Source organism: Rhizobium atlanticum, assembly GCF_030182485.1.
GTDB lineage: Bacteria > Pseudomonadota > Alphaproteobacteria > Rhizobiales > Rhizobiaceae > Rhizobium.
This window is the reverse complement of sequence record NZ_JAQJCJ010000002.1, coordinates 298,232-322,028: the sequence shown is the minus strand read 5'-3', so window position 1 is coordinate 322,028 and position 23,797 is coordinate 298,232. Positions and strand designations below refer to the sequence as shown.

Annotated in this window: 20 protein-coding genes and 3 pseudogenes; 8 read left to right on the top strand and 15 right to left on the bottom strand. The window is 63.5% G+C overall.

Annotation, left to right across the window (positions count from 1 at the left end):
- Positions 1–51 precede the first annotated feature (51 nt).
- Positions 52–951: a DMT family transporter gene (locus tag PH551_RS03995; protein WP_285191937.1), complete on the bottom strand. Its 900-nt coding sequence runs from the start codon at positions 949–951 to the stop codon at positions 52–54.
- 112 nt (positions 952–1,063) lie between these two features.
- On the opposite strand from PH551_RS03995, the gene PH551_RS03990 reads away from it, so the two are divergent.
- Complete coding sequence (locus PH551_RS03990; protein WP_285191936.1) at positions 1,064–1,537, top strand: Lrp/AsnC family transcriptional regulator; 474 nt, start codon at positions 1,064–1,066, stop codon at positions 1,535–1,537.
- A gap of 5 nt (positions 1,538–1,542) precedes the next feature.
- Here the strand turns inward: PH551_RS03990 and PH551_RS03985 are convergent.
- Positions 1,543–2,422, bottom strand: a pseudogene (locus PH551_RS03985) (GNAT family N-acetyltransferase).
- On the bottom strand, positions 2,422–2,892 hold the full coding sequence (gene dut / locus PH551_RS03980) for a dUTP diphosphatase (protein WP_285191935.1): 471 nt from the start codon (positions 2,890–2,892) through the stop codon (positions 2,422–2,424). Before dut ends, PH551_RS03985 begins: the two are co-directional and overlap by 1 nt.
- Positions 2,893–2,982: 90 nt before the next feature.
- Between dut and PH551_RS03975 the strand changes: the two genes are divergently transcribed.
- From PH551_RS03975 to PH551_RS03965, 3 genes are all read left to right on the top strand, one after another.
- Positions 2,983–4,566 (top strand): peptide chain release factor 3, encoded by a 1,584-nt coding sequence (locus tag PH551_RS03975; protein WP_285191934.1) that lies wholly within the window; start codon positions 2,983–2,985, stop codon positions 4,564–4,566.
- Between the two features lie 224 nt (positions 4,567–4,790).
- Positions 4,791–5,078 (top strand): DUF1236 domain-containing protein, encoded by a 288-nt coding sequence (locus PH551_RS03970; protein WP_183700581.1) that lies wholly within the window; start codon positions 4,791–4,793, stop codon positions 5,076–5,078.
- Positions 5,079–5,714: 636 nt separating this feature from the next.
- On the top strand, positions 5,715–5,987 hold the full coding sequence (locus PH551_RS03965; RefSeq protein WP_285192129.1) for a BON domain-containing protein: 273 nt from the start codon (positions 5,715–5,717) through the stop codon (positions 5,985–5,987).
- Between the two features lie 255 nt (positions 5,988–6,242).
- Here PH551_RS03965 and PH551_RS03960 read toward each other — a convergent pair whose 3' ends face one another.
- From PH551_RS03960 to PH551_RS03945, 4 genes are all read right to left on the bottom strand, one after another.
- Positions 6,243–6,644 (bottom strand): GFA family protein, encoded by a 402-nt coding sequence (locus PH551_RS03960; protein WP_285191933.1) that lies wholly within the window; start codon positions 6,642–6,644, stop codon positions 6,243–6,245.
- Between the two features lie 10 nt (positions 6,645–6,654).
- Positions 6,655–8,181, bottom strand: a complete 1,527-nt coding sequence (locus tag PH551_RS03955) for a S10 family peptidase (protein WP_285191932.1) — start codon at positions 8,179–8,181, stop codon at positions 6,655–6,657.
- A gap of 98 nt (positions 8,182–8,279) precedes the next feature.
- A complete protein-coding gene (locus tag PH551_RS03950) occupies positions 8,280–9,569 on the bottom strand; it encodes a CynX/NimT family MFS transporter (protein WP_285191931.1) in 1,290 nt (429 codons plus the stop codon).
- Positions 9,566–10,243, bottom strand: coding sequence for a FadR/GntR family transcriptional regulator (locus tag PH551_RS03945; protein ID WP_285191930.1), 678 nt, complete (start codon positions 10,241–10,243; stop codon positions 9,566–9,568). Before PH551_RS03945 ends, PH551_RS03950 begins: the two co-directional genes overlap by 4 nt.
- Positions 10,244–10,748: 505 nt before the next feature.
- On the opposite strand from PH551_RS03945, the gene PH551_RS03940 reads away from it, so the two are divergent.
- Positions 10,749–11,561: a class II glutamine amidotransferase gene (locus PH551_RS03940; RefSeq protein WP_285191929.1), complete on the top strand. Its 813-nt coding sequence runs from the start codon at positions 10,749–10,751 to the stop codon at positions 11,559–11,561.
- Positions 11,562–11,596: 35 nt separating this feature from the next.
- On the opposite strand, the gene coaBC is transcribed toward PH551_RS03940, so the two are convergent.
- Together coaBC and PH551_RS03930 are read right to left on the bottom strand one after the other, a co-directional pair.
- On the bottom strand, positions 11,597–12,805 hold the full coding sequence (gene coaBC, locus PH551_RS03935) for a bifunctional phosphopantothenoylcysteine decarboxylase/phosphopantothenate--cysteine ligase CoaBC (RefSeq protein WP_285191928.1): 1,209 nt from the start codon (positions 12,803–12,805) through the stop codon (positions 11,597–11,599).
- 247 nt (positions 12,806–13,052) lie between these two features.
- Positions 13,053–13,817 carry an SDR family oxidoreductase gene (locus PH551_RS03930; RefSeq protein ID WP_221127659.1) on the bottom strand — a complete coding sequence of 255 codons (765 nt, stop codon included), beginning with the start codon at positions 13,815–13,817 and terminating at the stop codon, positions 13,053–13,055.
- Positions 13,818–13,943: 126 nt separating this feature from the next.
- Between PH551_RS03930 and PH551_RS03925 the strand changes: the two genes are divergently transcribed.
- From PH551_RS03925 to PH551_RS03915, 3 genes and pseudogenes are all read left to right on the top strand, one after another.
- Positions 13,944–14,849, top strand: a complete 906-nt coding sequence (locus PH551_RS03925) for a LysR family transcriptional regulator (RefSeq protein WP_285191927.1) — start codon at positions 13,944–13,946, stop codon at positions 14,847–14,849.
- Between the two features lie 33 nt (positions 14,850–14,882).
- Positions 14,883–16,121 (top strand): annotated as a pseudogene (locus PH551_RS03920) (MFS transporter).
- A pseudogene (locus PH551_RS03915) lies at positions 16,118–16,183 on the top strand (VOC family protein); the annotation flags it as partial. The pseudogenes PH551_RS03920 and PH551_RS03915, both read left to right, overlap by 4 nt.
- Before the next feature lie 32 nt (positions 16,184–16,215).
- Here PH551_RS03915 and PH551_RS03910 read toward each other — a convergent pair.
- The 6 genes from PH551_RS03910 to PH551_RS03885 form a co-directional block, all read right to left on the bottom strand.
- On the bottom strand, positions 16,216–17,877 hold the full coding sequence (locus PH551_RS03910; protein ID WP_285191926.1) for a thiourocanate hydratase: 1,662 nt from the start codon (positions 17,875–17,877) through the stop codon (positions 16,216–16,218).
- A 67-nt stretch (positions 17,878–17,944) separates the two neighbouring features.
- Positions 17,945–18,274 (bottom strand): TfoX/Sxy family protein, encoded by a 330-nt coding sequence (locus PH551_RS03905; protein WP_285191925.1) that lies wholly within the window; start codon positions 18,272–18,274, stop codon positions 17,945–17,947.
- A 3-nt stretch (positions 18,275–18,277) separates the two neighbouring features.
- A complete protein-coding gene (locus tag PH551_RS03900) occupies positions 18,278–19,375 on the bottom strand; it encodes a thiohydantoin desulfurase (RefSeq protein ID WP_285191924.1) in 1,098 nt (365 codons plus the stop codon).
- A complete protein-coding gene (locus PH551_RS03895) occupies positions 19,356–20,636 on the bottom strand; it encodes a Zn-dependent hydrolase (protein WP_285191923.1) in 1,281 nt (426 codons plus the stop codon). Before PH551_RS03895 ends, PH551_RS03900 begins: the two co-directional genes overlap by 20 nt.
- Complete coding sequence (locus tag PH551_RS03890) at positions 20,633–22,012, bottom strand: dihydroorotase (RefSeq protein WP_285191922.1); 1,380 nt, start codon at positions 22,010–22,012, stop codon at positions 20,633–20,635. The genes PH551_RS03895 and PH551_RS03890 overlap by 4 nt, the downstream gene beginning before the upstream one ends.
- Positions 22,013–22,149: 137 nt before the next feature.
- Positions 22,150–23,724 (bottom strand): aromatic amino acid lyase, encoded by a 1,575-nt coding sequence (locus tag PH551_RS03885; protein WP_285191921.1) that lies wholly within the window; start codon positions 23,722–23,724, stop codon positions 22,150–22,152.
- Positions 23,725–23,797: the final 73 nt, after the last annotated feature.

The window sequence follows — 23,797 nt, the reverse complement described above, 5'->3', positions numbered from 1 at the left end:
GATGGATGCATCACCAGAAGGAATGCCTGCCGCCGCGTGCCTGCCGCTCCCTCAGCTCTGAAGCACCCTCGGCCGCAGCCATCTTGGGCTCCAGCCGAGATTCATGCCGGCGGCGGCCAGCAGGATGATTGCGGCGCCTGCGATCTGCATCGGCTGCAGCGCGTGGCCGAAGGCCAGCCGGTCGACGAGGATCGCGGCGATTGGATAGAGGAAGGACAGCGCCCCCGTCAGATGGGTCGGCAGCCGCTGGATCGCACCGTAGAGCAGTACATACATCAGCCCGGTATGGACGACGCCGATGGTCACCAGGATAGCCCAGCCGCCGGCATCGTCGGGCAGCTGCGAAAACTCCGTCATCGGCGCCAGCATCAGCATGCCGGTTGTGACCTGGATCAGCGCGATCAGATGCGGCGGCGTGCCTTTCAGCCATTTCGCGGCAAGAGCTGCCAGCGCGTAGAAGAAGGCCGCGCCGAGCGCCATCAGGATGCCGAGGCCGTAGCCATCCGTTCCTCCGCCGGCTTCAGGCTTTGCCTCGACGATCGCCGCCATGCCTGCAAAGGCGAGCGTCAGCCAGAACAGTTTCGCGGCGGTGATCTTCTCGCCGAGGAACAGCGCCCCGAGCACCAGCAGCATGAAGGGCTGGGTGTTGTAGACCGTCGTGGCGATCGAGATCGTCGCATGCGAATAGGAAGCGAAGAGCAGCAGCCAGTTGACGACGATGGCAATGCCGCCGATGACGGCGATGGCGAAGGCGCGCAGCGTGATGATGCCGGGCCGCAGCAGCCCGAGGCCGCCGCAGATGACGAGCAGGGTCAGTGCGCCGAACAGACAGCGCCAGAAAACCACACCGCTGACGGGCTGGCCCGACATGACGACGAACCAGCCGATCGTCCCCGAGATCAGCATCGCTGCCGTCATTTCCGCCGAACCTCGCTTGATGTCGCTGCCCATGATCGCCTCCGTTTATGATGGTATCAGGATATTGCGCGGTCCCGCCATTTTATATAAGAAGTGTAAGGATCATTGGCTATCGTGCCTAATAATAATAGGGAATGTGACTGATATGGCTAATGAGATGCAGCCGCTCGACGAAATCGATCAGGCCATTCTGGAGGCGCTGGCCGGCAATGCGCGGATCTCGCTGAAGGAGCTGGCGCAGGAGGTCGGGCTGTCTTCGCCGAGTGCCGCCGAGCGCCTGCGCCGGCTGGAGGAGCGCGGCGTCATCAAGGCCTTCACCATCGATCTCGACCCAGCCGCCGTCGGCTATCCCCTGCAGGCGATCGTGCGGGTGCGGCCGCTGCCGGGACAGCTGCACATTGTCGAGCGCATCATCCAGGACATTCCCGAAATCGTCGAATGCGACAAGGTGACGGGCGAGGATTGTTTTATCGCTCGCCTCGTGGTGCGCTCGATGGCAGAGCTCGACGGCATTCTGGACAAGGTCGCCGAACGGGCGGAAACCAACACCTCGATGATCAAATCGTCGCCTGTCAAACGTCGCCTGCCGCCGCTCTCACGCGGGAAACAGGATCGCTGAAACGGTCAGAAATCCGCCAGTGGCGAGAGCATGGCCGGAAAATGCGGGGTGACATCGCCGAGCCCAAGCAGCATCAGTGTTGTGGTGCTTTCCAAAGGCTGTGGAGTGCCCACCCAGTCCAGTTTCTCCGGACGGAAAAACACGTCAATGGCGGCGGAGGCGATGTCGAGTCCGCCGAGGATAGCGGAAAGTGATGGGATCTCGCTCGCGACGACGTCGAGAAGGCTGAAGCGACCCGCCGCATCCATTTTCCAGGCGGAGGAAGCTGACACGGATCTCGGGATCGATCTGCGTATTGATGAGAAACATCGCCGCATTTGTAGTCACCGAGAGCGTCGTCGAAACGGGGCTGCGCGTTTTCAGCAGCGCTTGCAGCAGGGCAAGATCGTCCGCATTCGTCGGCGAAAGCGGCAGGGCCGGTGCTGTGGGTGTCGACGGAGCGGGGGCCGCCCCTTCATAGCGGTGCAGCGGTATCGAGCGGAAACCGTAGGGTTCGTAGAGCGATGGCTTGTCGGTATAGAGGATGACAGCCTCTAAACCCTGCTGCTCGCACCAGTCGAGCGCTTTCACCGTCAGGTCGCGATAGAGCCCGCGACCGCGCCACTGCGGCCGCACCGCGCCGGATTGAAGGCCGGCGGCATGAACGACCCTGCCATTGATGACGAAGGGCAGCGCAAAGGCGGAGATATTGGCAGCAAGCTCGCCTGTGGCATCGAACCAGCCGAAGGGCATGCTGGTAGGGTCGGGTCCGCCGAGATGCTGCAGCGGGCCGATGTCAATGCCGAAAATATCCTGAAGCAGGCGCACCAGCGCTGCCCAACCAGCGGGGTCGCCGAAATAATCTTGTCGGAAGGTTAAGCCCGTGCTGTCGAGGCGCTTTGCCATCAAACGCCGGTGGAGCCGAAGCCGCCTGCGCCGCGCGCCGTTTCGCTCGCCACTGACAGTTCCGTCACCCGCGCCTGGGTCACCGGCGCGATCACCATCTGGGCGATGCGCATGCCGCGTTCGATGACGAAGGCTTCTTCGCCGAGATTGGCGAGCAGCACTTTCACCTCACCGCGATAGTCGCTGTCGACGGTGCCGGGCGAATTCAGGCAGGTGATGCCGTGTTTGAAGGCTAGGCCGGAGCGCGGCCGCACCTGCCCCTCGAAGCCTTCCGGAATTTCAAAGATGAAGCCGGTCGGCACCAGCGCTCGCTTGCCCGGCAGCAGCGTCAGCGGTTCGCCGTCGGCAACGGCGGCGCGCAGGTCCATGCCGGCCGCCCCCTTGCTTTCATAGGAGGGCAGATCGAGGCCTTCGCCGTTGGCCAGGCGGATGAGGTTCAGCGTCGGGCTGAGATCGTGATGAATGGTCATGGCCCATTACTTTGCGCGTGAGCGGCCGGGGTCAATTGCAATCTCGGCCTATAATCGCTAGTTAAGCCGCAATTCCACAGGATTCACATCATGGCCGAAAGCCTCTCCGAGGCGGTCTCCCGCCGCCGCACATTCGCTATTATCGCCCACCCGGATGCGGGTAAGACGACGCTCACCGAAAAGCTGCTGCTGTTCGGTGGCGCCATCCAGCTTGCCGGCGAAGTCAAGGCGAAGAAGGATCGCATGCAGACGCGCTCCGACTGGATGAAGATCGAGCGCGAGCGCGGCATCTCGGTCGTCACCTCGGTGATGACCTTCGAATATAACGACAATGTCTTCAACATCCTCGATACACCCGGCCACGAGGATTTCGCCGATGACACCTATCGCACGCTGACGGCCGTCGACGCCGCCGTCATGGTCATCGATGCCGCCAAGGGCATCGAGCCGCGCACGCTGAAGCTCTTCGAAGTCTGCCGCATGCGCGATATCCCGATCATCACCTTCATCAATAAGATGGACAGGGAAAGCCGCGATCCCTTCGAGATCCTCGATGAGGTCGAAGAGAAGCTGGCGCTGGATACGGCGCCGATTACCTGGCCAATCGGCCGTTCGAAGACCTTCTGCGGCTCCTATCATCTCGCCAACAGCACCGCCCGCGGCTCAGACACCGAAGTCGAGACCACGCCAGTCAACGGCCCGCAGGCCGTTGCCGACAGGCTGCCGGAAAACGAACGCAAGGCCTTCATCGACGAGACGGAGCTTGCCATCGAGGCCTGCCGTCCCTTCGACCGGCAATCCTTCCTCGAGGGCCATATGACGCCTGTCTTCTTCGGCTCGGCACTGCGCAATTACGGCGTTCGCGACCTCATCAACGCGCTCGGCGAATTCGCGCCCCCGCCGCGTGACCAGGTCGCCGACACCAGGACCGTGCACGCGACCGACGACAAGATGACGGCCTTCGTATTCAAGATTCAGGCGAACATGGACCCGAACCACCGCGACCGTATCGCCTTTGCCCGCATCTGCTCGGGCAAGCTCGAGCGCGGCATGAAGGCGAGGCTTGCCCGCACCGGCAAGCAGCTCGGCCTGACCGCGCCGCAATTCTTCTTCGCCTCGCAACGCCAGCTCGCCGACACCGCCTATGCCGGCGACGTCGTCGGCATCCCCAACCACGGCACGCTGCGCATCGGCGATACCCTGACGGAAGGCGAAGCGCTGGTCTTTCAGGGCGTTTCGAACTTCTCGCCTGAAATTCTGCGCCGCGTTCGTCTCGAAGACGCAATGAAGGCGAAGAAGCTGAAGGAAGCGCTGCAGCAGATGGCTGAGGAAGGCGTCGTGCAGCTGTTCTCGCCGGAAGACGGTTCACCGGCGATCGTTGGCGTTGTCGGCGCCCTGCAGCTCGACGTCCTGAAAGAGCGGCTGATGGCGGAATACGGCCTGCCGGTCTCCTTCGAAATGTCGCGTTTCTCCGTCTGCCGCTGGATCTCGGCCGACCAGCCGGCCGATCTGGAAAAGTTCCTCACCGTCAAGCGCGGCGATATCGCCCGCGATCTCGACGGCGATCCGGTTTTCCTCGCTCAGGACGCCTTCTCGCTGCGTTACGAGGCGGAGCGCTACCCGGCGATCAAGATGGTCGCTATCAAGGAATATCACGCCGCCAAGGCGGCGTAATCGGGAGTCTTGGAAGAGTGGGGGCTGGCGCTCCCATCATCCTGTCAGCCGATACGATTTCCACAACGCTGTCGAGCGGCGGCAGGTTATGGCGGACAAAGGCCGGAAACCCGACCCGCGCCTGCTGTCCGGGAGCGACATGCCCGCAGGCATTCCGTGTAGCGGAGGAACAATATCTTATCGGTAGCGTTTTGCCGGGACACTCAAGATCCTGGGAGGATAACATGAAAGTACTGGTCATCTCTGCCGTATCGCTGTTTCTGTCGCTCGGCGGCGCTGCGGTCGCGCAGACTACGGCAGTGGTCGTTCCCGGCGAGGTCAAGACCTATGTCATGAAACAGGAAACGCCATCCGTTACGTTTGAAGGTGACGTTGCTGTCGGTACGACGCTCCCTGACACAGTCGAAATCCACACAATTCCTGACCAACCTGATTATGGCTATGTGGTCGTCAACAAAAAGCGCGTGCTCGTCAATCCGAAAACCCGCGCGGTGATCGAGGTAGTCCAATAACGTCAAAGGATTGCGAGCCTGCTTCCAAGGCTCGCAATCCTTTATCATTCCCCCTTTCCACGCATCAGGTCCTGTTCGCTCGGAGCGTAAGAGTTGAACTCAACTTGGCATCCACGGCAGTCAGCCGTCAGGTGACGCCGAAACATAAGCCTAAGGCGCCCAGGACATAGAAGCTGAGCCGCGTCCAGACGACAAACGCCGGACAAATTCGCAGCGCCCGCCGTCAGAGAAAACCGCCCGCGCTGCCGAACTGCGCGCTCTGCGTGAGGAGGAAGCCGCTAGTGATGAAAAACGCATAGACGCCGAGAGGCCAAGAATCTTGCCCTCGCCGAGCAAGCGCATGAAGGGCTCGTTCGCCAAGGTCTTTTTCGAAATATGCCTGGCATTGCGTCAGTGAACGAAGGCAATCACGGGAAATCCGGCTTCCTCGGTGTAGCTTCATCAGGGAGGTTCTGACTGGACCAGCTACGACGACCGAACCTCCCTGATGTCCTTTCGACAAGGATAAGGAAAATTTAACCCGGACACTGCGGGCGGAAAGACGGACCTAAGTCGGACTGGCCGGCTTCAGGGTCGCAGATCATATTAGGGAGAGGTAACATGAAGGTCCGTGGAGGGGCGGAACAGGAGGAGAATATGAAGTTCGGCCCCGACAACTACAACCACGAAGAGCGCTGCTCGCAAGGCCACAGTTCAGCATCGACGATCGCAACAATCGAAGCAGCCCTTTCCGCTGATCCCGACATCGACAGCAGCGCCATCGAGGTCAGGATGCTCGGTCCTGTCGTGCTGCTCGAAGGCTATATAACAACGCCCGCCGACCGCGACAGAGCCATCGCACTTGCGGCGATGATCGTCGGTGAGGAGAATCTCCACGATCGGATGCTTAGCCGTTTCCCGACGCAGTAGTGGACGGCTTGAGGGCTGGGGCTAAAGTCTGATAGCGGTCCCGGCGGGCATTTGCCGATCAACATCTTGCCTCGCCCCATGTCGAGGCAGCCGGCCAACAAGCAAAATGCCCCGCAAATTGCGGGGCATTTGCACTACCCGTGCCGCCAGCCGGAGGGACTCGACAACGTAGAATAGGATGACATGGTTCTAAGGATGGTCAATTAGCTCCAACTGACTAACCTCATTGCGAAACTTGTCTCCCGCTGAGATCAACTAGTCCTCGCCATCGAACCGCGGCAGCGGCTCGATATTCTCCACCCACGGCAGAGCCGACCGGCACCATATCTGTTTCTTTGGCGTCAGGTCCCGCCGCTGGTCGATGCTGCCGACTCGGATGCCGATCGCGCGGCCTTCGCCATCCGTGCGGTAGAGTGGCGATCCGCAATTCGGACAGAAGAATTGCCGGCTGAGGGCGCCGCTGTCGCCATGTTTCGTATACATGTGCGGCTCGCCGGAAATGAGCGTGAAGCTTTCGGGTTGCACCGGCGCGGTGACGCGATAGGCCGAGCCCGTCAATCGCTGGCAATCGGTGCAGTGGCAGATCGAGATGCGGTCCGGATCGATTTCCGCCTGGTAGCGGATCGCCCCGCAATGACATCCTCCCGTTATATGCATCGGCAACTCCTCAATCCGCCGGCTGTGCGGCCGGGCGTGCGGCATAGAAGGCCTTGGCATCGGCCGTGAAGGCGGCCCGTTGATCGGCTTGCGTGTAGAACATATGGCCGCCATGATAGAGCTTCAGCCCGACGCGGCCATCGGCGAGCGACGGCGGCAGGTGGTCAACCACATAGCGGCTGACGCTGTACGGTGTCACCAGATCGCTGTAGCCATGCGCGATCAGCAGATGGAAGGCCGCGTTCGAGGCGAGCAGTTGCCTGATGTCGTCGGTGGCGCTTGCCTGGAAGCGTGATCCGCCGCGGCCGCCGCCCCATTCCCAGCGGCGGCTGATGTCGCTGTCGAGCAGCGAATAGGTCATTTCGGTTTTGAAGCCGAGCTCGTTGCGGGCATAATCGGCGAAGGCGCCGCCATAGGCGCGGGTGAAGCCGTCAAGGATGGCGTCGTCGCCGCGGTCGTAATCGGATTCCGGATAGGGATCGGGCGCCGCGAAGGACGCATCGTAGGGGCTTGTCACCTGACCGCCTCCGTCCGAATGCTTGACGAAGGAATTGCCTGGGAAGCCGCGGTTGCGGGCGACGATATCCTGCGGAATGCCGGTTAGCCCAGCGATCCTGCCATAGAAGGCTGCAGCATCGGCGCCCGTCGGCGGCGGGCCGGCGAGCGTCGTCAAATAGTCGCCCAGCGCGAAACGCTCCGCTTCCCTCTGCTTCTCCTCGGTAAAGCCATTTTGCCGGTCGAGTTCGGCTGCAGCCAACGACGGCAGCTCGAGTGCCGCGCCGAGCGCGAACTGGTCGGCATCGAACATCAGCTGCCCTTCCAGCAGCGGCGAGAGCATCACGGCGCCGGCAACGACAATGCCCTGGCTTTCCTGCAGGGTGGAGGCAACCTTGGCGGCACGGAAACCGCCGTAGCTTTCGCCGAGCAGGTATTTCGGCGAGTTGGAACGGTTGTTATGGGCGACATAGAGCGCGATCGCCTTGGCGATGCTCTGGGCATCCGAGTTGACGTTGTAATAATTGGAGGCGTCGTCCGCCTTCGCCGTCCGGCTCCAACCGGTGCCGATCGGGTCGATCAGCACGAGATCGGTAAAACCGAGCCAGCTATGCTCGTTGTCGACGAGTTTCGCATGGGCGCCGTCGCGTGCCTGAGGCCCGAAATCGAGCACTTTGGGCCCGACCAGCCCGAGATGCAGAAAGGCGGAGGCCGCGCCCGGCCCGCCGTTGAAGACAAAAGTCAGCGGCCGATCCGGCCCGCCACCCTTGGCGACATAGGCGGTGTAGAAGATCGCGCCGGTCTGTGCTCCATCCTGACCGAACAGATCGAGCGTGCCGGCGGTCGCCGTATAGTCGATCTTCCGGCCGTCGACCGTCAGCTCGTGCTCGGTGACGGAGTCGGCCGACAGCAGCTTCAGCACGCCGTCGCGCGCGCTCCGCTCGACATTGGCCTGGCGCCCGCCGCTTTCCTGCGCCGGGGAAAGGGCAGGCCCTAGCGATGCCATTAACGCGGTGAGCAGAAACAGGGTTCGTATGCGCACGATTTGTCCTCCGGCGAATGCAGGCTGACATAGCGTAGCATCCGCGTCTGACGACCGGCATCAAGAGATGGTGATGGGCCGGTGAGGTGCAGGGCCGCTCAGAGTTTCTCGACGGCGTGCACATTCACTTCCAGCGCCCGGCCGGCCTTCCAGCCGTTGATCGCGGCCCCGAGCCCGAGTGCGATGAAAAGAGCCGCACACCAGGAAAAGCTGCCGGTCCAGCTGCGGATCAGGCCGACGATCAGAGGCCCGATTGCGGCGAGCAGATAGCCGACGCATTGCGCCATGCCGGCGAGATGGGCGGCAACATCGGGATCGCGCGAGCGCAACACGATTGTCGTCATGGCGGCCGCGATCAGCCCGCCCTGGCCGATGCCTTGCAGCACCGCCCACAGCCAGACGCTCGAAAGCGGCGCAAAGAGCAGCCCGAGCAGAGCGGTGACGGCGACGCCGCAGAGGGCGGCATTGATCCATCGCTGATCCCGGCCGCGCACGGCGATATGCGGCACGACAAGGCAGGACGCCGCTTGCACCATCACCGAGAGCGAAACGACCGCCCCGGCCGTGACGCCGTCGAGGCCGCGTTCGCGCAAGATCGGAACCAGCCAGCCAAAAACGCAATAGGCCAGAGCCGATTGCAGCCCCATGAACAGCGTGACCTGCCAGGCGAGCCGGTCCCGCCAGAGGCCTTTGACGCGAAAGCCGTTTCGCCTTGCTCCGGCGCCGCCGCGAAGGACCTGCGGCAGCCAGATGAGACCGACGGCGAGCGCCGGCAGCGCCCAGGCAGCGAGCGCGCCGTTCAGAGAGCCGCCGAGCGCATGCTCGATCGGTAGCGTCAGCCCGGCCGCACTGGCAGCACCTGCGCAGAGCGCCATCGTATAAAAGCCGGTCATCAGCGCGGCGCGTCCGGGGAAGTCCCGCTTCACCAGTCCCGGCAGCAGTACATTGCCGACGGCGATGCAGGCACCGGCAACGGCCGTGCCGATGAAGAGCAGCGGCACGGAGGAAAGCCCACGCAAGGCGGTGCCGAGGGCGAGCAATAGGAGAACGCCGAGCAGGGTGCGCTCCGAACCGATGCGCTGGGCAAGACGCGGCGCAAGCGGCGAGAAGACGCCGAGGCAGACGACCGGCAGCGTCGTCAGCAGGCTGGCGCAGAGCGCGCTCAAACCGAGCTCGGTACGGATCTCAGGCAGGAGTGCCGAGGCGCTCGAAAAGACCGGGCGCAGGTTGAAAGCGATGAGCACGAGGCTCGCGCCGAGCAGCAAACTGGCTGCTCTATCCCGCACCGGCGTCGCCTCTAGGGCGGGAAGGCTGGCGGCCTCGGTATCGATCAGCAATTCGTCGACCACGTCAAGCGGGACGGCGGCATTGTTAGCAGGCGTGCTCATGACAGGATCATTCGATCGAGTGCGGCAAGAACGGGGGCCATGAAGCGGCGCACCGCCGCATCCGCCTGATCGGGATCGGCGGTTTCGATCGCATCGACAATATCGACATGCGCCTGCATGTCGGGTTCGGGAATATCCTTGCCGAGCGTCGCCGCAATGGTGTCGGCGATCGAGGCCGAGAAGAAATCGTAGATTTCGATCATCGCCCGATTGCCGGAAGCAGCGATGACCGCCTTGTGAAAGGCGAGGTCCCGTTCGATGAAGGCGGTTTCATCGCCGCCGGCGTAACTGCCGCGTTCGTTCAGCAGCCGGCGCAGCTCGGCTATCACCTCCGGCGTCTTGCGCATCGCCGTCAGTCGTGCCGCCTCGACATCGAGGGCGCAACGCGCTTCGAACTGATCGCGCAGGCTGGCGCGCCGCGCCATGGTCAGCGGCCGGCCGGCGTCGCTGGTCGAGCGCACATAGGTGCCTGATCCCTGCCGCGTTTCGAGATAACCTTGGGAGACAAGCACCCGCACCGCCTCGCGCACCGTGCCGCGGCTGACGGAGAGCGTGGCCGACAGCGAGGCCTCGTTCGGCAGCTTGTCGCCGACCGCCCAGCGCTTGCCGAGAATGTCGTTGCGAATTGCCTCAATCGCTCCATCGGCGAGATTTGTCTTGCTGAGCGCCTGCATTTTGTACTCATAAAGTCATCAGATGACTTTATGAGTAGAAGCATTTCCGTCTTCTGTCAATGTTGGGAGGCGGGCAATAAAAAAGGGCCGCCTCGGCGACCCTTTCCATGAGTTTGGCCTCGAACTGGCCTGGACTGTCAAAGCAGCCCCAGGAAGGCGGGTCTTAGAGCGAGGGCTGCCTCGCTTTCATCACCTCTTCCATGCCCGATACGAGGTCCGAAATCTCATTAGACATTGGATCACCTTCCTTTCTTTCTGTTGCTGATAGGGAAAAGGTAGGACGATTCGCGCCAGATGCAAGAAGAAATTGCACTCGAGACATCCACTCGGGGCGGACCCGCGTTCACAAAAGAACACAGGCTTTCGCCGAATTTGAAGTTCCCCTCGGTCACCAAACCGTCATGATCGGCCTGCAAATCAGTCGCGCGTTAAGCTGTTATTAGCCGTGGCGTTCGACAATTTAGAGCATGCCCGCCGATGCCGCGGGTTCCGGAGCAAAAGAGCCATGTGTCGCTGGGCAGCCTATCGCGGAGACCCTCTCTACCTCGAGGAGCTGGTATCCTCGCCGGCCCATTCGCTGATCGAGCAGTCCCATTGCGCCACTCGTGCCAAGACCGCGACCAATGGCGACGGCTTTGGCATCGCCTGGTATGGCGACAGGCCGGAGCCCGGGCGCTACCGCGACATCCTGCCGGCTTGGTCGGATTGCAATCTGAAGAGCCTGGCGCGGCAGATCCGCTCGCCGCTCTTCCTCGCCCATGTCCGTGCCGCCACCGGCGGCGGCACCCGCCGCGACAATTGCCATCCCTTCACGCATGAGACCTGGTCATTCATGCACAACGGCCAGATATCGGGCTTCGAGCGTCTGCGTCGGCCGATGGAGGCGATGCTTGACGACGAGCTGTTCAATGCCCGCAGCGGCACGACCGATTCCGAGCTGATGTTCCTGCTGGCGCTGCAGTTCGGCCTGCGCGAGGCACCGGTCGCCGCGATGGCTGATATGATCGGCTTCGTCGAAGATCTCGCCGAAAGCATCACCGGCTCGATCCTGCTGCGCTTTACCGCCGCCTTCTCCGACGGCAAGTCGCTCTATGCGATCCGCTATGCCACGGATCGCAAGGCGCCGACGCTCTACGCCTCGCCCGTCGGTGCCGGCTACTGCCTCGTCTCGGAACCCTTGAACGACGACGTCGACGCCTGGGCGGAGATTCCCGACGGCAGCGCCGTCATCGTCGGCAGAGACGGCATTGATGTCGCGGAATTTCGGCCGGAAAAGCCGAGCAAAACCAAATCGCAACGCATGGCTATCTCGGCATAATCCCTTCCGAAAAACGGGATCGATTTTCGAGGGGACTATGCGTGGAAGCGTTGGGCGATCAGCGCCGCCAGCCTTTCGGCGACCTCTTCCTTCGTCAGGTCTGGCCATTGCTCGACGCCGTCGTGGCGAATGAGTTTGACCCTGTTGCGGCTGCCGCCCATGATGCCGGTCGCAGGAGAAACGTCATTGGCGACAATCAGGTCGGCGCCCTTTCGCTCGAGCTTCGCCTTGGCATTGCTTTCCACGTCCTGGGTCTCGGCGGCAAAGCCGATCACCAGCCTCGGCCGCATCGTGTGATGTCCCAGCGTTTTTAATATGTCGGGGTTCTCGGTCAGCGCCAGCGTCGGAATGGATTCGCCCGGATGTTTCTTCAGTTTCTGGTCGGCGGCGGACGCCACGCGCCAGTCCGCCACCGCCGCCACCATCACGGCGATATCGGCCGGCAGCGCCGCCAGCACGGCATCGCGCATTTCCTCTGCACGCTCGACATGGACGACATTGACACCGACCGGATCGGCGATCGTCACCGGCCCGGAGACGAGCGTCACGTCGGCCCCGAGCCTCGCCAGCGCTGCGGCGATCGAGTGTCCCTGCCGGCCGGAGGAGCGGTTGGCGATGTAGCGCACCGGGTCGATCGGCTCATGGGTCGGTCCTGATGTGACGATCGCCTTGTGTCCTTTCAGCGGCTTTTCTCCGTCGTCGAGCAGGGTTTCGGCGGCCGCGACGATCTCCAGCGGCTCCGCCATCCGGCCGAGCCCGGCCTCGCGGCTCTCCGCCATCTCGCCGGCCATTGGCCCGATGAAACGCACGCCGTCGGCTCTCAGCGTCGCCGCATTGCGACGCGTCGCGGGATGCGCCCACATGCGAGGGTTCATCGCCGGCGCGGCCAGCACCGGCCTGTCCGTCGCCAGAAGCACGGTCGAGGCGAGATCGTCGGCAAGCCCGTTCGCCATTTTCGCCATCAGATCGGCGCTGGCAGGAGCAATCAGCACGAGATCGCAGTCGCGCGCCAGCCTGATATGGCCGACATCCTGTTCGTCCTGACGCGAAAACAGATCGACAAAGACATGGTCGGACGCAAGTGCCCCGACGGCCAGCGGCGTGACGAATTCCTGCGCGCCTTTGGTCATGACCGGACGCACGCTTGCGCCGCGCTCCCGCAGCCGGCGGATCAGATCCAGGCTCTTATAGGCGGCGATGCCGCCCGAGATGATGAGGAGGATGCGTTTGCCGCTGAGAGCCATGGCCTTCTACCCGTCGCCTTTTTCTGATTGATCTTGACCCTAAGCCTTTGGCGCAGAACATGCAATCGCGCGGGCGAGCGAGGTGACAGGCCCTGTGGGAGTCGCGGGGAAACGGAGAGGTTGCCGCAAATCTCTTCTCCCCTCGGGGGAGAAGGTGCCGGCAGGCGATGAGGGGCTACACGGCGTTCCCTCTCATCTTGGCCGATCCATTTCGCCCCAACCCGCAGCGAATAATCGCCCCACCATCTCAGGTGCGAGTGATCGAAATGCCGCCGTCGACCAGTGAGGCCGTGCCGGTGACGAAGCTCGCATCATCGGAGGCGAGGTAGAGAACCGAGCGTGCGACTTCATCAGGTGTCGCGACGCGCTTCAGCGCATGCATAGCGGTGATGGCAGCCTGCTTGTCTGCTGTATCGTTCACATCGCGGTACATGTCGGTATCGACGGCGCCCGGCAGAATGGCGTTGACGCGCACGCCCTGCGGTCCGAACTCGGCGGCGAGAGCCTGCGTCAGCCCGATCAGGCCGGATTTGCTGGCGGCATAGGCGGCAACGCCGGGAAAGGCGAAGCTGTAGCCGACGAAGGTTGAGGTGAAGATCACCGAGCCGCCGCCATTTTCTGCCATCGCGCCGATCTGATGTTTGGCAGCGAGAAAGGATGCTGTGAGATTGACGGCCAGCGCCTCGCTGAAGCCTGCTTCCGAGACACCGGTGCTCGGACCGGCTTCGCCGATGATGCCCGCGTTGTTGAAGGCGATGTCGAGCTTGCCGTAATTCGTCATCGCGGCGGCCACCAGCGCTTTATGATAATCTTCCGAGCGGACGTCGCCGGCAACGGCAATAGCCTTGCCGCCCTCGGCCTCGATCTCTGCGACGAGGCTGTCGAGTTCGCGCTCGCGGCGCGCGCCGACGACGACCTTGGCACCTTCGGCGGCAAAGAGCTTTGCCGTGACGCGGCCGATGCCGGAGCTTGCGCCGGTAACGATTGCGACCTTGTTATTCAAGCGGTTCATGGTTGCATCTCCTGTGGTTGATCCGAGGCGGCCCTTGCCGTCCGTTTCGTTGATCAGAAGATGGCATTTTCTTTTCGTTCGGATTAGTCTCCAGATTGAGGAACTGGAATTCGGAAATACCGAACGATGATCAGGATAGAAGGCATCGCGGCTTTCGTCGCCGTGACGGAGGCAGGCTCGGTCAGCGAGGCGGCCAGGCGGCTGCGGCTCTCCAAATCCGTCGTCAGCGAAAGATTGGCGGAATTGGAGAAGTCCTTGGGCGGCGTCCTGCTGCACCGAACGACACGCAAGCTCACCTTGACGGAGGACGGAGCTGCATTTCTGCGGCGCGCCGCGCGCATCGTGCGTGAAATTGACGAGGCCGCCGCCGATATGGCCGAGCGGCGCGGCACGCTGTCCGGCCCGATCCGCATCGCCGCCCCGGTCACGTTCGGCCGCATGCATCTCGGCCCGGCGCTCTACCCCTTTCTTGCCGATCATCCCGATATCGAGTTGACGCTCGACATCGATGACCGCCGCGTCGATGCGGCCTCGGACGGCTACGACGCCATCATCCGCAATGGCCCGATCGCCGATAGCAGGCTGATCGCCTGGAAGCTCACCCGCAGCCGGCGTCTTCTCTGCGCTTCGCCGAATTATCTCGCCCGCGAGGGAACGCCATCGTCGCTCGCCGACCTGAACCGCCATCGCGGCGTCTTCTACACCAACCGCGGCGTCGCCGATTGGCGCTTCCAGACGCCGGAGGGGGCGGTCGCCGTCCGCGCCAAACTGGCGCTCGGCATCAACAATGGCGACATGATGCGCGATGCCGCGATTGCCGGTCTCGGCATCGCGCTGCTGCCGGCCTTCATCGCCGGCCCGGCCATCCGCGAGGGCCGGCTTGCCGAAATCGATGTCGGTCACAGGCCGGAGGCCGAATTCATCTTTATGGCCCATCCGGAAGGTCGAAATCCATCCGCCAAGCTTCGCGCCATCGCCGATCACTTGAGGAAGAGCTTCGGCGATCCGCCCTATTGGGATCCGGCGGTTTAACACGTGAGTTCGAAGACCCGCCAGGATGAAGATATGCCGCCGGCAGCGGAAAGCGTGAAGACCGTGATCGCACGAGAAAAGCATTACCTGACGCGCGGCACAGGCGCTTATCGCCGCGCCAGCCTGGCGCTCTTTCTCTCCGGTTTTTCCACCTTCTCGCTGCTCTACTGTGTGCAGCCGCTGCTGCCGGTCTTCTCGCAGGAGTTTTCCGTCAGCCCGGCCGAAAGCTCGCTGTCGCTGTCGCTTTCCACCGGCTTTCTCGCGCTTGCCATTGTCTGTGCCGCCGCCGTTGCGGAGGGGCTGGGCCGCCGCAGCCTGATGTCGATATCGCTGGTTGGCGCGGCAGTACTGACAATTGCCACGGCTTTCGCCTCGAATTGGCACCTGCTGCTCGTCATCCGCGCCCTGCAGGGCCTCGTCCTCGGCGGCGTGCCGGCCGTCGCCATGGCCTATCTTGCCGAAGAAATCGATCCGCGCGGCCTTGGCGCCACCATGGGCCTTTATGTCGGCGGTACGGCCTTCGGCGGCATGTCGGGCCGCGTGCTCACCGGCATCTTAGCCGAATATTTTGGCTGGCGCCCGGCGCTCTTCCTCGTCGGCGCCATCGGTCTTGCCGCGGCGATCGGCTTCATGGCCCTTCTGCCGCCCTCAAGGAATTTCGTTCGCCGGCCGGGTTTCGATCCGCGTTTCCACGCGAAAGCCTGGCTTAGCCATCTTAGAAATCCGGCGCTACCCTTCCTCTTCGCCATCGCCTTCCTGGCGATGGGCTCCTTCGTGACAATCTACAATTACGCCGGTTACCGCCTCGTGGCGCCGCCTTATGGGCTCAATTAGACCGAACTCGGCTTGATCTTCACCGTCTATGTCTTCGGCATCGGCGCCGCCTCGATCGGAGGGCTGCTGGGAGACCGGATCGGTCACTTTCCCGTGCTGCTCTTCGGCCTCGCGCTGACGGCTACCGGTAGCGCATTGACGCTCTTAGCCGCGCTGCCGTCGATCATCCTCGGTATCATCGTGCTGACCGCCGGCTTCTTCATGAGCCATTCCATCGCCAGCGGCCTTGTCGGCAAGCTGGCCTTTGGCAACAAGGGGCACGCTTCTTCCATCTACATGCTGGCCTATTACGTCGGCTCCAGCCTGATGGGCTCGGCCGGTGGCTGGTTCTTCGCGGTCGAAGGCTGGGCACCTGTCGTTGTCTTCACCCTTGCCATGCTGGCCCTGGCCTTTATGTCAGCCTGTGCAGCCCGGCGCCTTGCGAGGAGAAAGGCATGATCCGCATCGACCGTCTCGACCATCTCGTGCTGACCGTCGCCGATATCGCAGCGACCTGCGATTCTATTCCCTCAGGCAACGCTCCCTTCTTCAATCAATCGAGTCTGAGATAGGGAACGTCCTTCTTCACCACCTCATCAAGCGCCTCGTCATATCCGGCGTCGGCATATCGCATCACGCCGAGCGCCGTGTCGTTGGTCAGCGCATGGTCGAGCCGTTCGTAGGCGGCATCGGTGCCGTCGGCGATCACGGTGACGCCGCAGCTTGTCATGTAGCCGGCATAGCCGCCGCCGCCGGAATGGACGACGACGAGATCGGCCATCGAGGAGCAGAGCATCATCGCATCGATCATCGGCCAGTCGGCGATCGCATCGGAGCCGTCCTTCATCCGCTCGGTCATAATATTCGGATGCGCCATGGCGCCGGCATCGAGATGGTCGCGGGAGAAGGCGACCGGCCCCTTGAGCTCGCCGCTCGCAACCAGCGCATTGACGCGTCGGGCGAGCATCGTGCGTTCGCCGTGGCCGAGCCAGGCGATGCGCGCCGGCAGGCCTTCGAAGGGCACATGTTCGCGCGCCAGCCGGATCCAGTTGGTGATAATCTTGTTGTCGGGAAACATCTCGAGCAGCAGATCGTCAATCCGCGCGATATCGCTCTCCTCGCCCGACAGGGCCATCCAGCGGAACGGGCCTATCGCCCGGGCAAACAGCGGCCTGAGATAGGCTTCGGTGAAGATCGGAATATCGAAGGCATTGGCAAGGCCGCCCTCGCGAGCCTGCGTGCGGATGAGATTGCCGTTATCGAAGACCTCGGCGCCCTTCTTCTGGAACTCCAGCATCGCCGTCACATGCTCGACGATCGAGGCGCGGCTTGCCGCCATCAATTGCCCCTGGCCATCATCGCGCAGGCCTCTGACCTGATTGAGGCTCATGCCTTTCGGCACATAGCCATAGACGAGGTCATGCGCCGAGGTCTGATCGGTGACGATATCTGGCACGATGCCGCGCCGGGCAATCTCCGGATAGACCTCCGCCGCATTGCCGACGAGGCCGACGGACAGCGCCCTCTTCGCCTTTACAGCTGCATCGATCATCTCAAGGGCGGTATCGAGATCCGGCGCGATCTCCTGGAGATAGCCGATCTGCTGGCGTTTGCGCGCTCGCTCCGGATCGATGTCGACGCAGAGGATCGCCGCGCCCGCCATGCGGCCGGCGAGCGGCTGGGCCCCGCCCATGCCGCCGAGTCCGGCCGTCAGCACGAAACGGCCGTGGAGATCGCCGCCGAAACGCCGCTCGGCGATACGCATGAAGATTTCATAGGTGCCCTGGATGACGCCCTGGCTGCCGATATATTGCCAAGCCCCAGCCGTCAGCCCACCCCAGCAGATCAGCCCTTTGCGCTGCAGCTCGTAGAACACTTCGGCCTTTGCCCATTGCCCGACGATGTTGCAGTTCGCCATGATGACGAGGGGCGCCCTGGCATGGGTCTTTACGAGCCCGATCGGCTTGCCGGACTGGATGAGCAGCGTCTGGTCCTCATCCATCTCAGTCAGCGCCTTGACGATGCCCTTATGCGCCGCCCAGTTGCGTGCGGCCTTGCCGAGCGCGGCATAGACGATCAGATTGTCGGGATCCTCGCCGACGGCCAGCACGTTTTCGAGCAGCCGCAGCAGCGCCTCCTGCCGCCAGCCCTTGGCGCGCAACTCCGGTCCGCCGGGAATGGGAAATTTCGGATGGCGTGGATTGGCCTTCGGCATCGTGGGTTCCTCGTTTTTCTCTGCTTTTCCCTTCTCCCCGCTGGAGAGAAGGGCGAAAGCTAGTTGGTCACTTGCCCGGCAGCGATTCCACATAGGTAAGCGCCGCATCGAGCAGACGCCGTCTCAGAGCATCGTCGCCGTAAGCCTCGGCGGAGGCGCGCAGCCAGCCGTGCATGACTCGCTCGCCCATCAGCATCCGGGTTACGCCCGGCAGCGCCAGCGCCCAATCATCATTGCCCTTGCCGAGACGGATCAGCATGCCGTCACTGCGCGCGCCGCAGAGAAGATTGCCGTTCAGCAGGAAGGCGCGGCCGCCGAACATGGATTTTTCGCTGAGGCCAGGACGATCGTCGAGTTCCTCGCGCAGCAGTTCTTCAAGGCCGGGATCGCGTGCCATGGCTCAGGCCTTCGCCGCCAGCGCATAACGCGCGATCTCGATACCCATCGCCTTTTCGACGACGGGATAAACTGTCGGATCGAGCACGCTGGCCGAGAGCGGAATGATGTCCATCGGCACATGCAGGATGAAGACATGCATACCTTCCTGCAACTGCCCGACGCTCAGCGGCTCGCCCTCCGGCGACAGCGTAGTGATCACGGCCGGGAAGGTGGCAAGCCGCCCGCCATCCGCATCGTCCACGGCCATATATTCGTTCATCACGTGCAGCGTCACCGATTTGTCGCCCGAGCCGACGACGATGGTGCCGATATCGAAGGCCTCCTTGGTATAGACGACGTCCTTCCGGGTGATGACGCCTTCGGCAAGGATATGCCCGCCCGTCGTTTTGCAGATCGCATCGATGACCGCTGGCCCGCCGCGCTTCTCCGCCGCGATGATCGCTTCGCCGAGCGCAAGCGCCATCGAGATGCCGCCGAGGGCCGCATGCGCCCGGACATAGGAAGCCCGGAGCGGATTGCGGCAGCTGGCGATGAAACCGCCGGACTGATCGGCGGCGGCGCGCAGCACCGGCGAGATCTTCGCCGTCGCGCCCTTCACCACCAGCTCGATGTAACGGTTCTCGGCCCTGTTGCCGCCGACGGCGGTCTGGATCATCGGCTCGGGTGAGGCGGCCATGCCGATCGAGCCCATGTCGCCTGTGGGATGGGCGCGGATATCGCCGACGGCATCGACCACCTTGGTGCCGAGAATCGCCGACGGCAGCCAGCCGTTCAGCGTCGACGATTTGCCGTTCTGGCCGATGATCAGACCCGAGAGTTTTTCGCCGAGCGCCTCCTGCAGCAATTGCACCGCCTTGACGTAATCGACGCCTTGCATTTCCCAGGGCGTGGTGGAGGCCGGCGCACCGATCGCGGCAGCCGTGGCGACCCAGTCGTCATCCTTCAACTCGTCGATCGAGACCAGCTCCGGTTTGCCGATGGTGACGGCCGCATGCCCGAGCATCCGCCCGTGCTCAGCCCAGCCGCCACCGCCGGCGGCATAGACGGAGCCGCCTTTGACGGCGGCTTCCACGTCCTTCTCAACCAGTATGCGTCCCATCGGCCTTCTCCCGCTTCGAATCCTTGTCCATCTCGCGCACCGCTTGGAAAAGCACGGCGGTGCCGAGCGCGATATCGTCATTGTCGGCCCATTCGTCGGGGCAATGGCTGCGGCCTTCCCGGCAGGGCACGAAGATCATTGCCGCCGGCGCCACCTTGGCGATCCAGGCGGTATCGTGCCCTGCGCCGGAGGCCATGCGCCGGTATTTTGCGCCGACGCGGTCGCAGGCGGTCTCCAGCGTCGAAAGCAGCGCGGCATCGCTTGGCGTCGGCAGATTGTCGGAAACCCGATTCGGCGGCTCGATCGTAACGCCATAGGCGGTTGCCAGCTTTTCGACATGGCCCTCGAGCCAGCGGCAGAAGGCCTCCATGTCGGCGCGGATTTCCGCGCGCCCGTCAATCAGCAGCACGACCTTCGAGGGCACGACATTGGCGGCATTCGGCTCGATCCTGAACTCGCCGACCGTCGCCGCAAAATGCCCCGGCGTCTTGGCAAGCTCGGCGGCGGCGTTGCGGATGTCGAGCACTAGCTGCGAGGCCGCCACCAGAGCATCTGCCCGCCTGTCCATCGGCGTCGTGCCGGCATGGTCGGCCCGCCCCTCGACGGTGATCTCGATGCGGGTAATGCCGGAGATTGCCGTGACGATGCCGATATCCTCCCTTTCGGCTTCGAGCACTGGCCCCTGTTCGATATGGAGCTCCAGGAAGCCTGCCAGATCGGGTCGCTTCTGCTGTCCCAGCACGCCCGGCTCGCCGCCCACTTGGGCGATGCCGCCGGCAAGATCGAGCCCGCCGCTTGCCCGCGACAGCCAGGCCTCCGGCAACTGTCCGGTCATGCCGCGGCTGCCGATGCAGGAGACGCCGAAGATGCTGACCTCTTCGGCAAGGAAATCGACGATCTCAAGATCATGGTCGAGTTCCAGGCCGTGGTCATGCAGCGCCCGCGCCACCTCGAGCGCCGCAACCACGCCGGCAATGCCGTCGAAGCGGCCACCCTCCGGCACCGTGTCGGAGTGCGAGCCGATCATGATCGTGCCGAGCCAGGGCTTCCTGCCGGTGCGCCGGCCGATCAGATTGCCGGCGGCATCGATCCGTGTTTCCAGCCCTGCCGCCTTCATTCGTGTCTCGATACAGGCCCGGCCTTCCAGAAAGAGCGGCGTGAAAGCCCGACGTGTCCAGGAGCGCCCCGGCTCGGTGATATCGGCAAGCGCCTGGATATCTGCAGCGATCCGGTCGGCATTGACGGGAAGATTGCGGCTCATGCGGCGGCTCCCGAAATGACCTGGCGCGGCGGCGGCCGGATGAACCGGCCAGTGCCGGGCTCGGCCATTACCTTACCGCCCTCGGCGATCTTTTCGCCGCGGAGATAGGTGGCGGAAACGGTCCAGGGCAGGCGGATGCCGTTATAGGGGCTCCAGCCAACGACATTGTTGCCGCTCGCAGACGCATCGTAGACGCTTCCGCGCGGCTCCAGCACGGTGATGTCGGCGTCCTTGCCTGGGGCCAGCGCCCCTTTGATATGGTCGAGCCGGAAATGTTTCGCCGGGTTCTCGGCCATCAGCCGCGCGGCCCAGGTCAGGGGAATGCCGCGCTCGAGAGCGCCTTTGACGAAAAGCGGCACCATCACCTCGAGACCGGGAACGCCGGATGCGTTGGCGAGCATGTCGGGATCGGTCTTGCGGTTCTCCGACCAGCTGACGTGATCGGTCGAGACCAACCAGACATCGCCTTCGGCCACCTTCCGCCAGAGCCTCTCCACCTCGGCGCGCGGCCGCACCGGCGGGTTGATCTTCGACTTGCCGCCGAGGCGCCTCACATCGTTTTCCTCGTCGAGCGTCAGGTAATGGATGCAGCATTCGACTGTCGCGGCAAAACCATCGCGGCGATAGGCGCGGGCGATATCGTAGCCGCGCCCGAGCGAGCAATGCACTACATGCGCGGGGCAGCCGGTATTGGCGCCGGTCTCGAAGATCGTGTGCATCGCGAGGAGCTCTGTGATTGGCGGCCGTGACAGACCATGCGCCCGCCAGTCGGTGATGCCGCTTGCCTTCACCTGCTCCATATAGCTGTGCACCGCCTCGTCATCCTCATTATGCACGCCTGCCGTCAGCCCGGTCGGCGCGATTGCGGCAAAGCAGGCGTCGAGCAGGGCGGGGGGAATGCGCGGAAAACGTTTGGGATCGGTGCCGAAGGTCGAAAACTTGAAGGCGGCGACGCCGGCCTCAACCATCTCCGGGATTCGCGCTGGGCCTTCTTGCGGATCGATGGTGCCGTAAAGGGCAAAATCGACGCGCGCCTGCGGGGCGGCATGGTCGATCTTCCGCTTGACGGCCGCCGCCGAGCAGACGAGGTTGCCCTCGTCATAAGGCATGTCGACGATCGTAGTCACGCCGCCGGCCGCTGCCGACCGCGTCGACCACACGAAATCCTCCTGATCCTTCTGGGAAAGCGAATGCACCTGCGCGTCGATGGCGCCGGGCAGGATCAACGCTCTTCCGAGCAGATGCCGTTCGCGCGCCGCAGGCGGGACGCCGAGGCCGACTTCGGCGATCTTGCCGGCGTGCACGGCGACATAACCCGCTTCGACGATGCGGTCCGGCAGCACGACCGTGCCCTGCAGAACGAGATCGAAGTCCATGCCGCTTCCTCCTAGACTGACGTCGGAACCGCTGTCGGCCGAAATGTGATGCCAAAGTTTGAAACGTCTTTCGGACGGCATCACGCATCGATGGGTTAATGTAGAGCAGGATTGAGATTTTGGGCCTCGGCCCGCAATCATCCTGCTCGGCTTGCCAAGCGCTCTTCGATGGGCTCCGGCGAGCCGAGTGCGAAGAAATCGTCGAAGGAGGCGATCGGAACCTGCTCGGTCAGTTTCGCGAGAAAGTCGTCCGATCCGAGCTCTTCCTCGATCGCCTCCACTTCGGCCGATAGCGGCCGGTCGACGGTATAAAAGGCCGCATGTTTGCGAACGACGTCGTAGAGCATGCCGGCCACGCCCTTCGGCTCATCGCCGAGAATGTCGATCGCCTGGGCAGACAGCAGCGCCTCGAGCGCCGCGAGACGCTTCAGTGCCTGCATCTGCCGCTCGAAGCGCTCGATGACCAGCGGCAAGAAGGCGGCCTCATCCTCCAGGCCGGCTGCAACCACCAGCGACTGCGCCGAAACGGGGCCGGACATCGACAGGACGCGTGAGAAGATTTCGCCGGCAAGCTTGATGATCGGCCCGAAGCCGGTGGCAATCCGTCCCGACGGCACGAGGTTGACCGGCAGGTCGCGCCGTTGTCCATTGCCGAGAATGACACAGCGGTTGAAGGCGTTGCGCGCCGCATGCGCCATGCAGAGTGCGGCCGATTCGAGCAGGATCGTCACATCGAGCGGAAGCGAACCGCCTGATGTCATCACCCGCCCCTCGACGACGACGGGATTGTCGTCCGAGCGTCCGGTGGCGGCGAGAATCTTGTGACCGGTCGAAAGCAGATTTTCGATGACGGCGCCGAATACCTGGGCGATCATGCGCAGGCTGAGCGGATCCTGCACATGCGTTGCAACAGGCCAGTCCCATTCGTCCGACGCGTTGCAGAGCCAGGCGCCGATCAGTGCCTCACGCGCAGTGCCGACATGGCGGACCGCCTTCCAGGGATCACGGGAGGCGCCGAGCGCACCCGATGCCATCATCCCGGTGGCGAGCAGAATGCGGATCGAGGCCGCGGCATTGCGCGTCGTTTCCGCCGCCGCCGCAAAGCTCACTGCATTGACGCTGAGCGAAGCGAGGCTGTCTCGCGGCGCCATCCGCACCGGTTCGAGCCCCGCTGCCCGGAAAGCCTCGGCCGCCTGCATCCGGTTGCCGCGATAGACCGCTTCGCCGACGCCGGTCAGCACTGCGCCGATCTGCCCCATCAGGCCGATATCGGCGCAGCCGATCGAGCCGGTGCGGCGCACGACCGGGATGAGATCGGCCTCGAGCATCCTGATATAGGCGTCGATCAGCTCCGGCGTGCAGCCGACCTGGCCGGTCAGCGCCGTGTTGACGCGGATCGCCATGGCGTTGCGCACGACATTGCAGGAAAAGGGCGTGCCGGTGCCGAAATGATGGGCGCGCACCAGGCCGAGATTGAAGGTGTCGAGTTCGTCGGCCGACCACTCCACATCCTTCATGGCGCCCACGCCCGTCGTCGATCCGTAAACGGGCGTGCCGGCGGCAATCGCGTCCTCGACGATTTCGCGGGCAATCGCGATGCGGGCCATGCCGGTTGGTGAAGCCGAAATCCTCGCCTTGCCGGCACCAATCGTCACCATCTCGGCAAAACCGAGCGGCCGTCCGGAAAGTTCGATGCCAAGGCGTTCGTGCATGTGCCGTATCTCCTAAACTGCGAGACTAAGCCAGCCCTCCGTCACATGGGATATCCTAAATGCCGAACACAGC

Coding starts and splice junctions, on each gene's coding strand:
- PH551_RS03975 (WP_285191934.1), top strand. CDS start 2,983: ATGGCCGAAAGCCTCTCCGAGGCGGTCTCCCGCCGCCGCACATTCGCT.
- PH551_RS03995 (WP_285191937.1), bottom strand. CDS start 951: ATGGGCAGCGACATCAAGCGAGGTTCGGCGGAAATGACGGCAGCGATG.
- PH551_RS03925 (WP_285191927.1), top strand. CDS start 13,944: ATGATCAGGATAGAAGGCATCGCGGCTTTCGTCGCCGTGACGGAGGCA.
- PH551_RS03945 (WP_285191930.1), bottom strand. CDS start 10,243: ATGCAGGCGCTCAGCAAGACAAATCTCGCCGATGGAGCGATTGAGGCA.
- PH551_RS03970 (WP_183700581.1), top strand. CDS start 4,791: ATGAAAGTACTGGTCATCTCTGCCGTATCGCTGTTTCTGTCGCTCGGC.
- PH551_RS03900 (WP_285191924.1), bottom strand. CDS start 19,375: ATGGGACGCATACTGGTTGAGAAGGACGTGGAAGCCGCCGTCAAAGGC.
- PH551_RS03890 (WP_285191922.1), bottom strand. CDS start 22,012: ATGGACTTCGATCTCGTTCTGCAGGGCACGGTCGTGCTGCCGGACCGC.
- PH551_RS03905 (WP_285191925.1), bottom strand. CDS start 18,274: ATGGCACGCGATCCCGGCCTTGAAGAACTGCTGCGCGAGGAACTCGAC.
- PH551_RS03990 (WP_285191936.1), top strand. CDS start 1,064: ATGGCTAATGAGATGCAGCCGCTCGACGAAATCGATCAGGCCATTCTG.
- PH551_RS03965 (WP_285192129.1), top strand. CDS start 5,715: ATGAAGTTCGGCCCCGACAACTACAACCACGAAGAGCGCTGCTCGCAA.
- PH551_RS03930 (WP_221127659.1), bottom strand. CDS start 13,817: ATGAACCGCTTGAATAACAAGGTCGCAATCGTTACCGGCGCAAGCTCC.
- dut (WP_285191935.1), bottom strand. CDS start 2,892: ATGACCATTCATCACGATCTCAGCCCGACGCTGAACCTCATCCGCCTG.
- PH551_RS03910 (WP_285191926.1), bottom strand. CDS start 17,877: ATGCCGAAGGCCAATCCACGCCATCCGAAATTTCCCATTCCCGGCGGA.
- PH551_RS03940 (WP_285191929.1), top strand. CDS start 10,749: ATGTGTCGCTGGGCAGCCTATCGCGGAGACCCTCTCTACCTCGAGGAG.
- PH551_RS03895 (WP_285191923.1), bottom strand. CDS start 20,636: ATGAGCCGCAATCTTCCCGTCAATGCCGACCGGATCGCTGCAGATATC.
- PH551_RS03950 (WP_285191931.1), bottom strand. CDS start 9,569: ATGAGCACGCCTGCTAACAATGCCGCCGTCCCGCTTGACGTGGTCGAC.
- PH551_RS03960 (WP_285191933.1), bottom strand. CDS start 6,644: ATGCATATAACGGGAGGATGTCATTGCGGGGCGATCCGCTACCAGGCG.
- coaBC (WP_285191928.1), bottom strand. CDS start 12,805: ATGGCTCTCAGCGGCAAACGCATCCTCCTCATCATCTCGGGCGGCATC.
- PH551_RS03885 (WP_285191921.1), bottom strand. CDS start 23,724: ATGCACGAACGCCTTGGCATCGAACTTTCCGGACGGCCGCTCGGTTTT.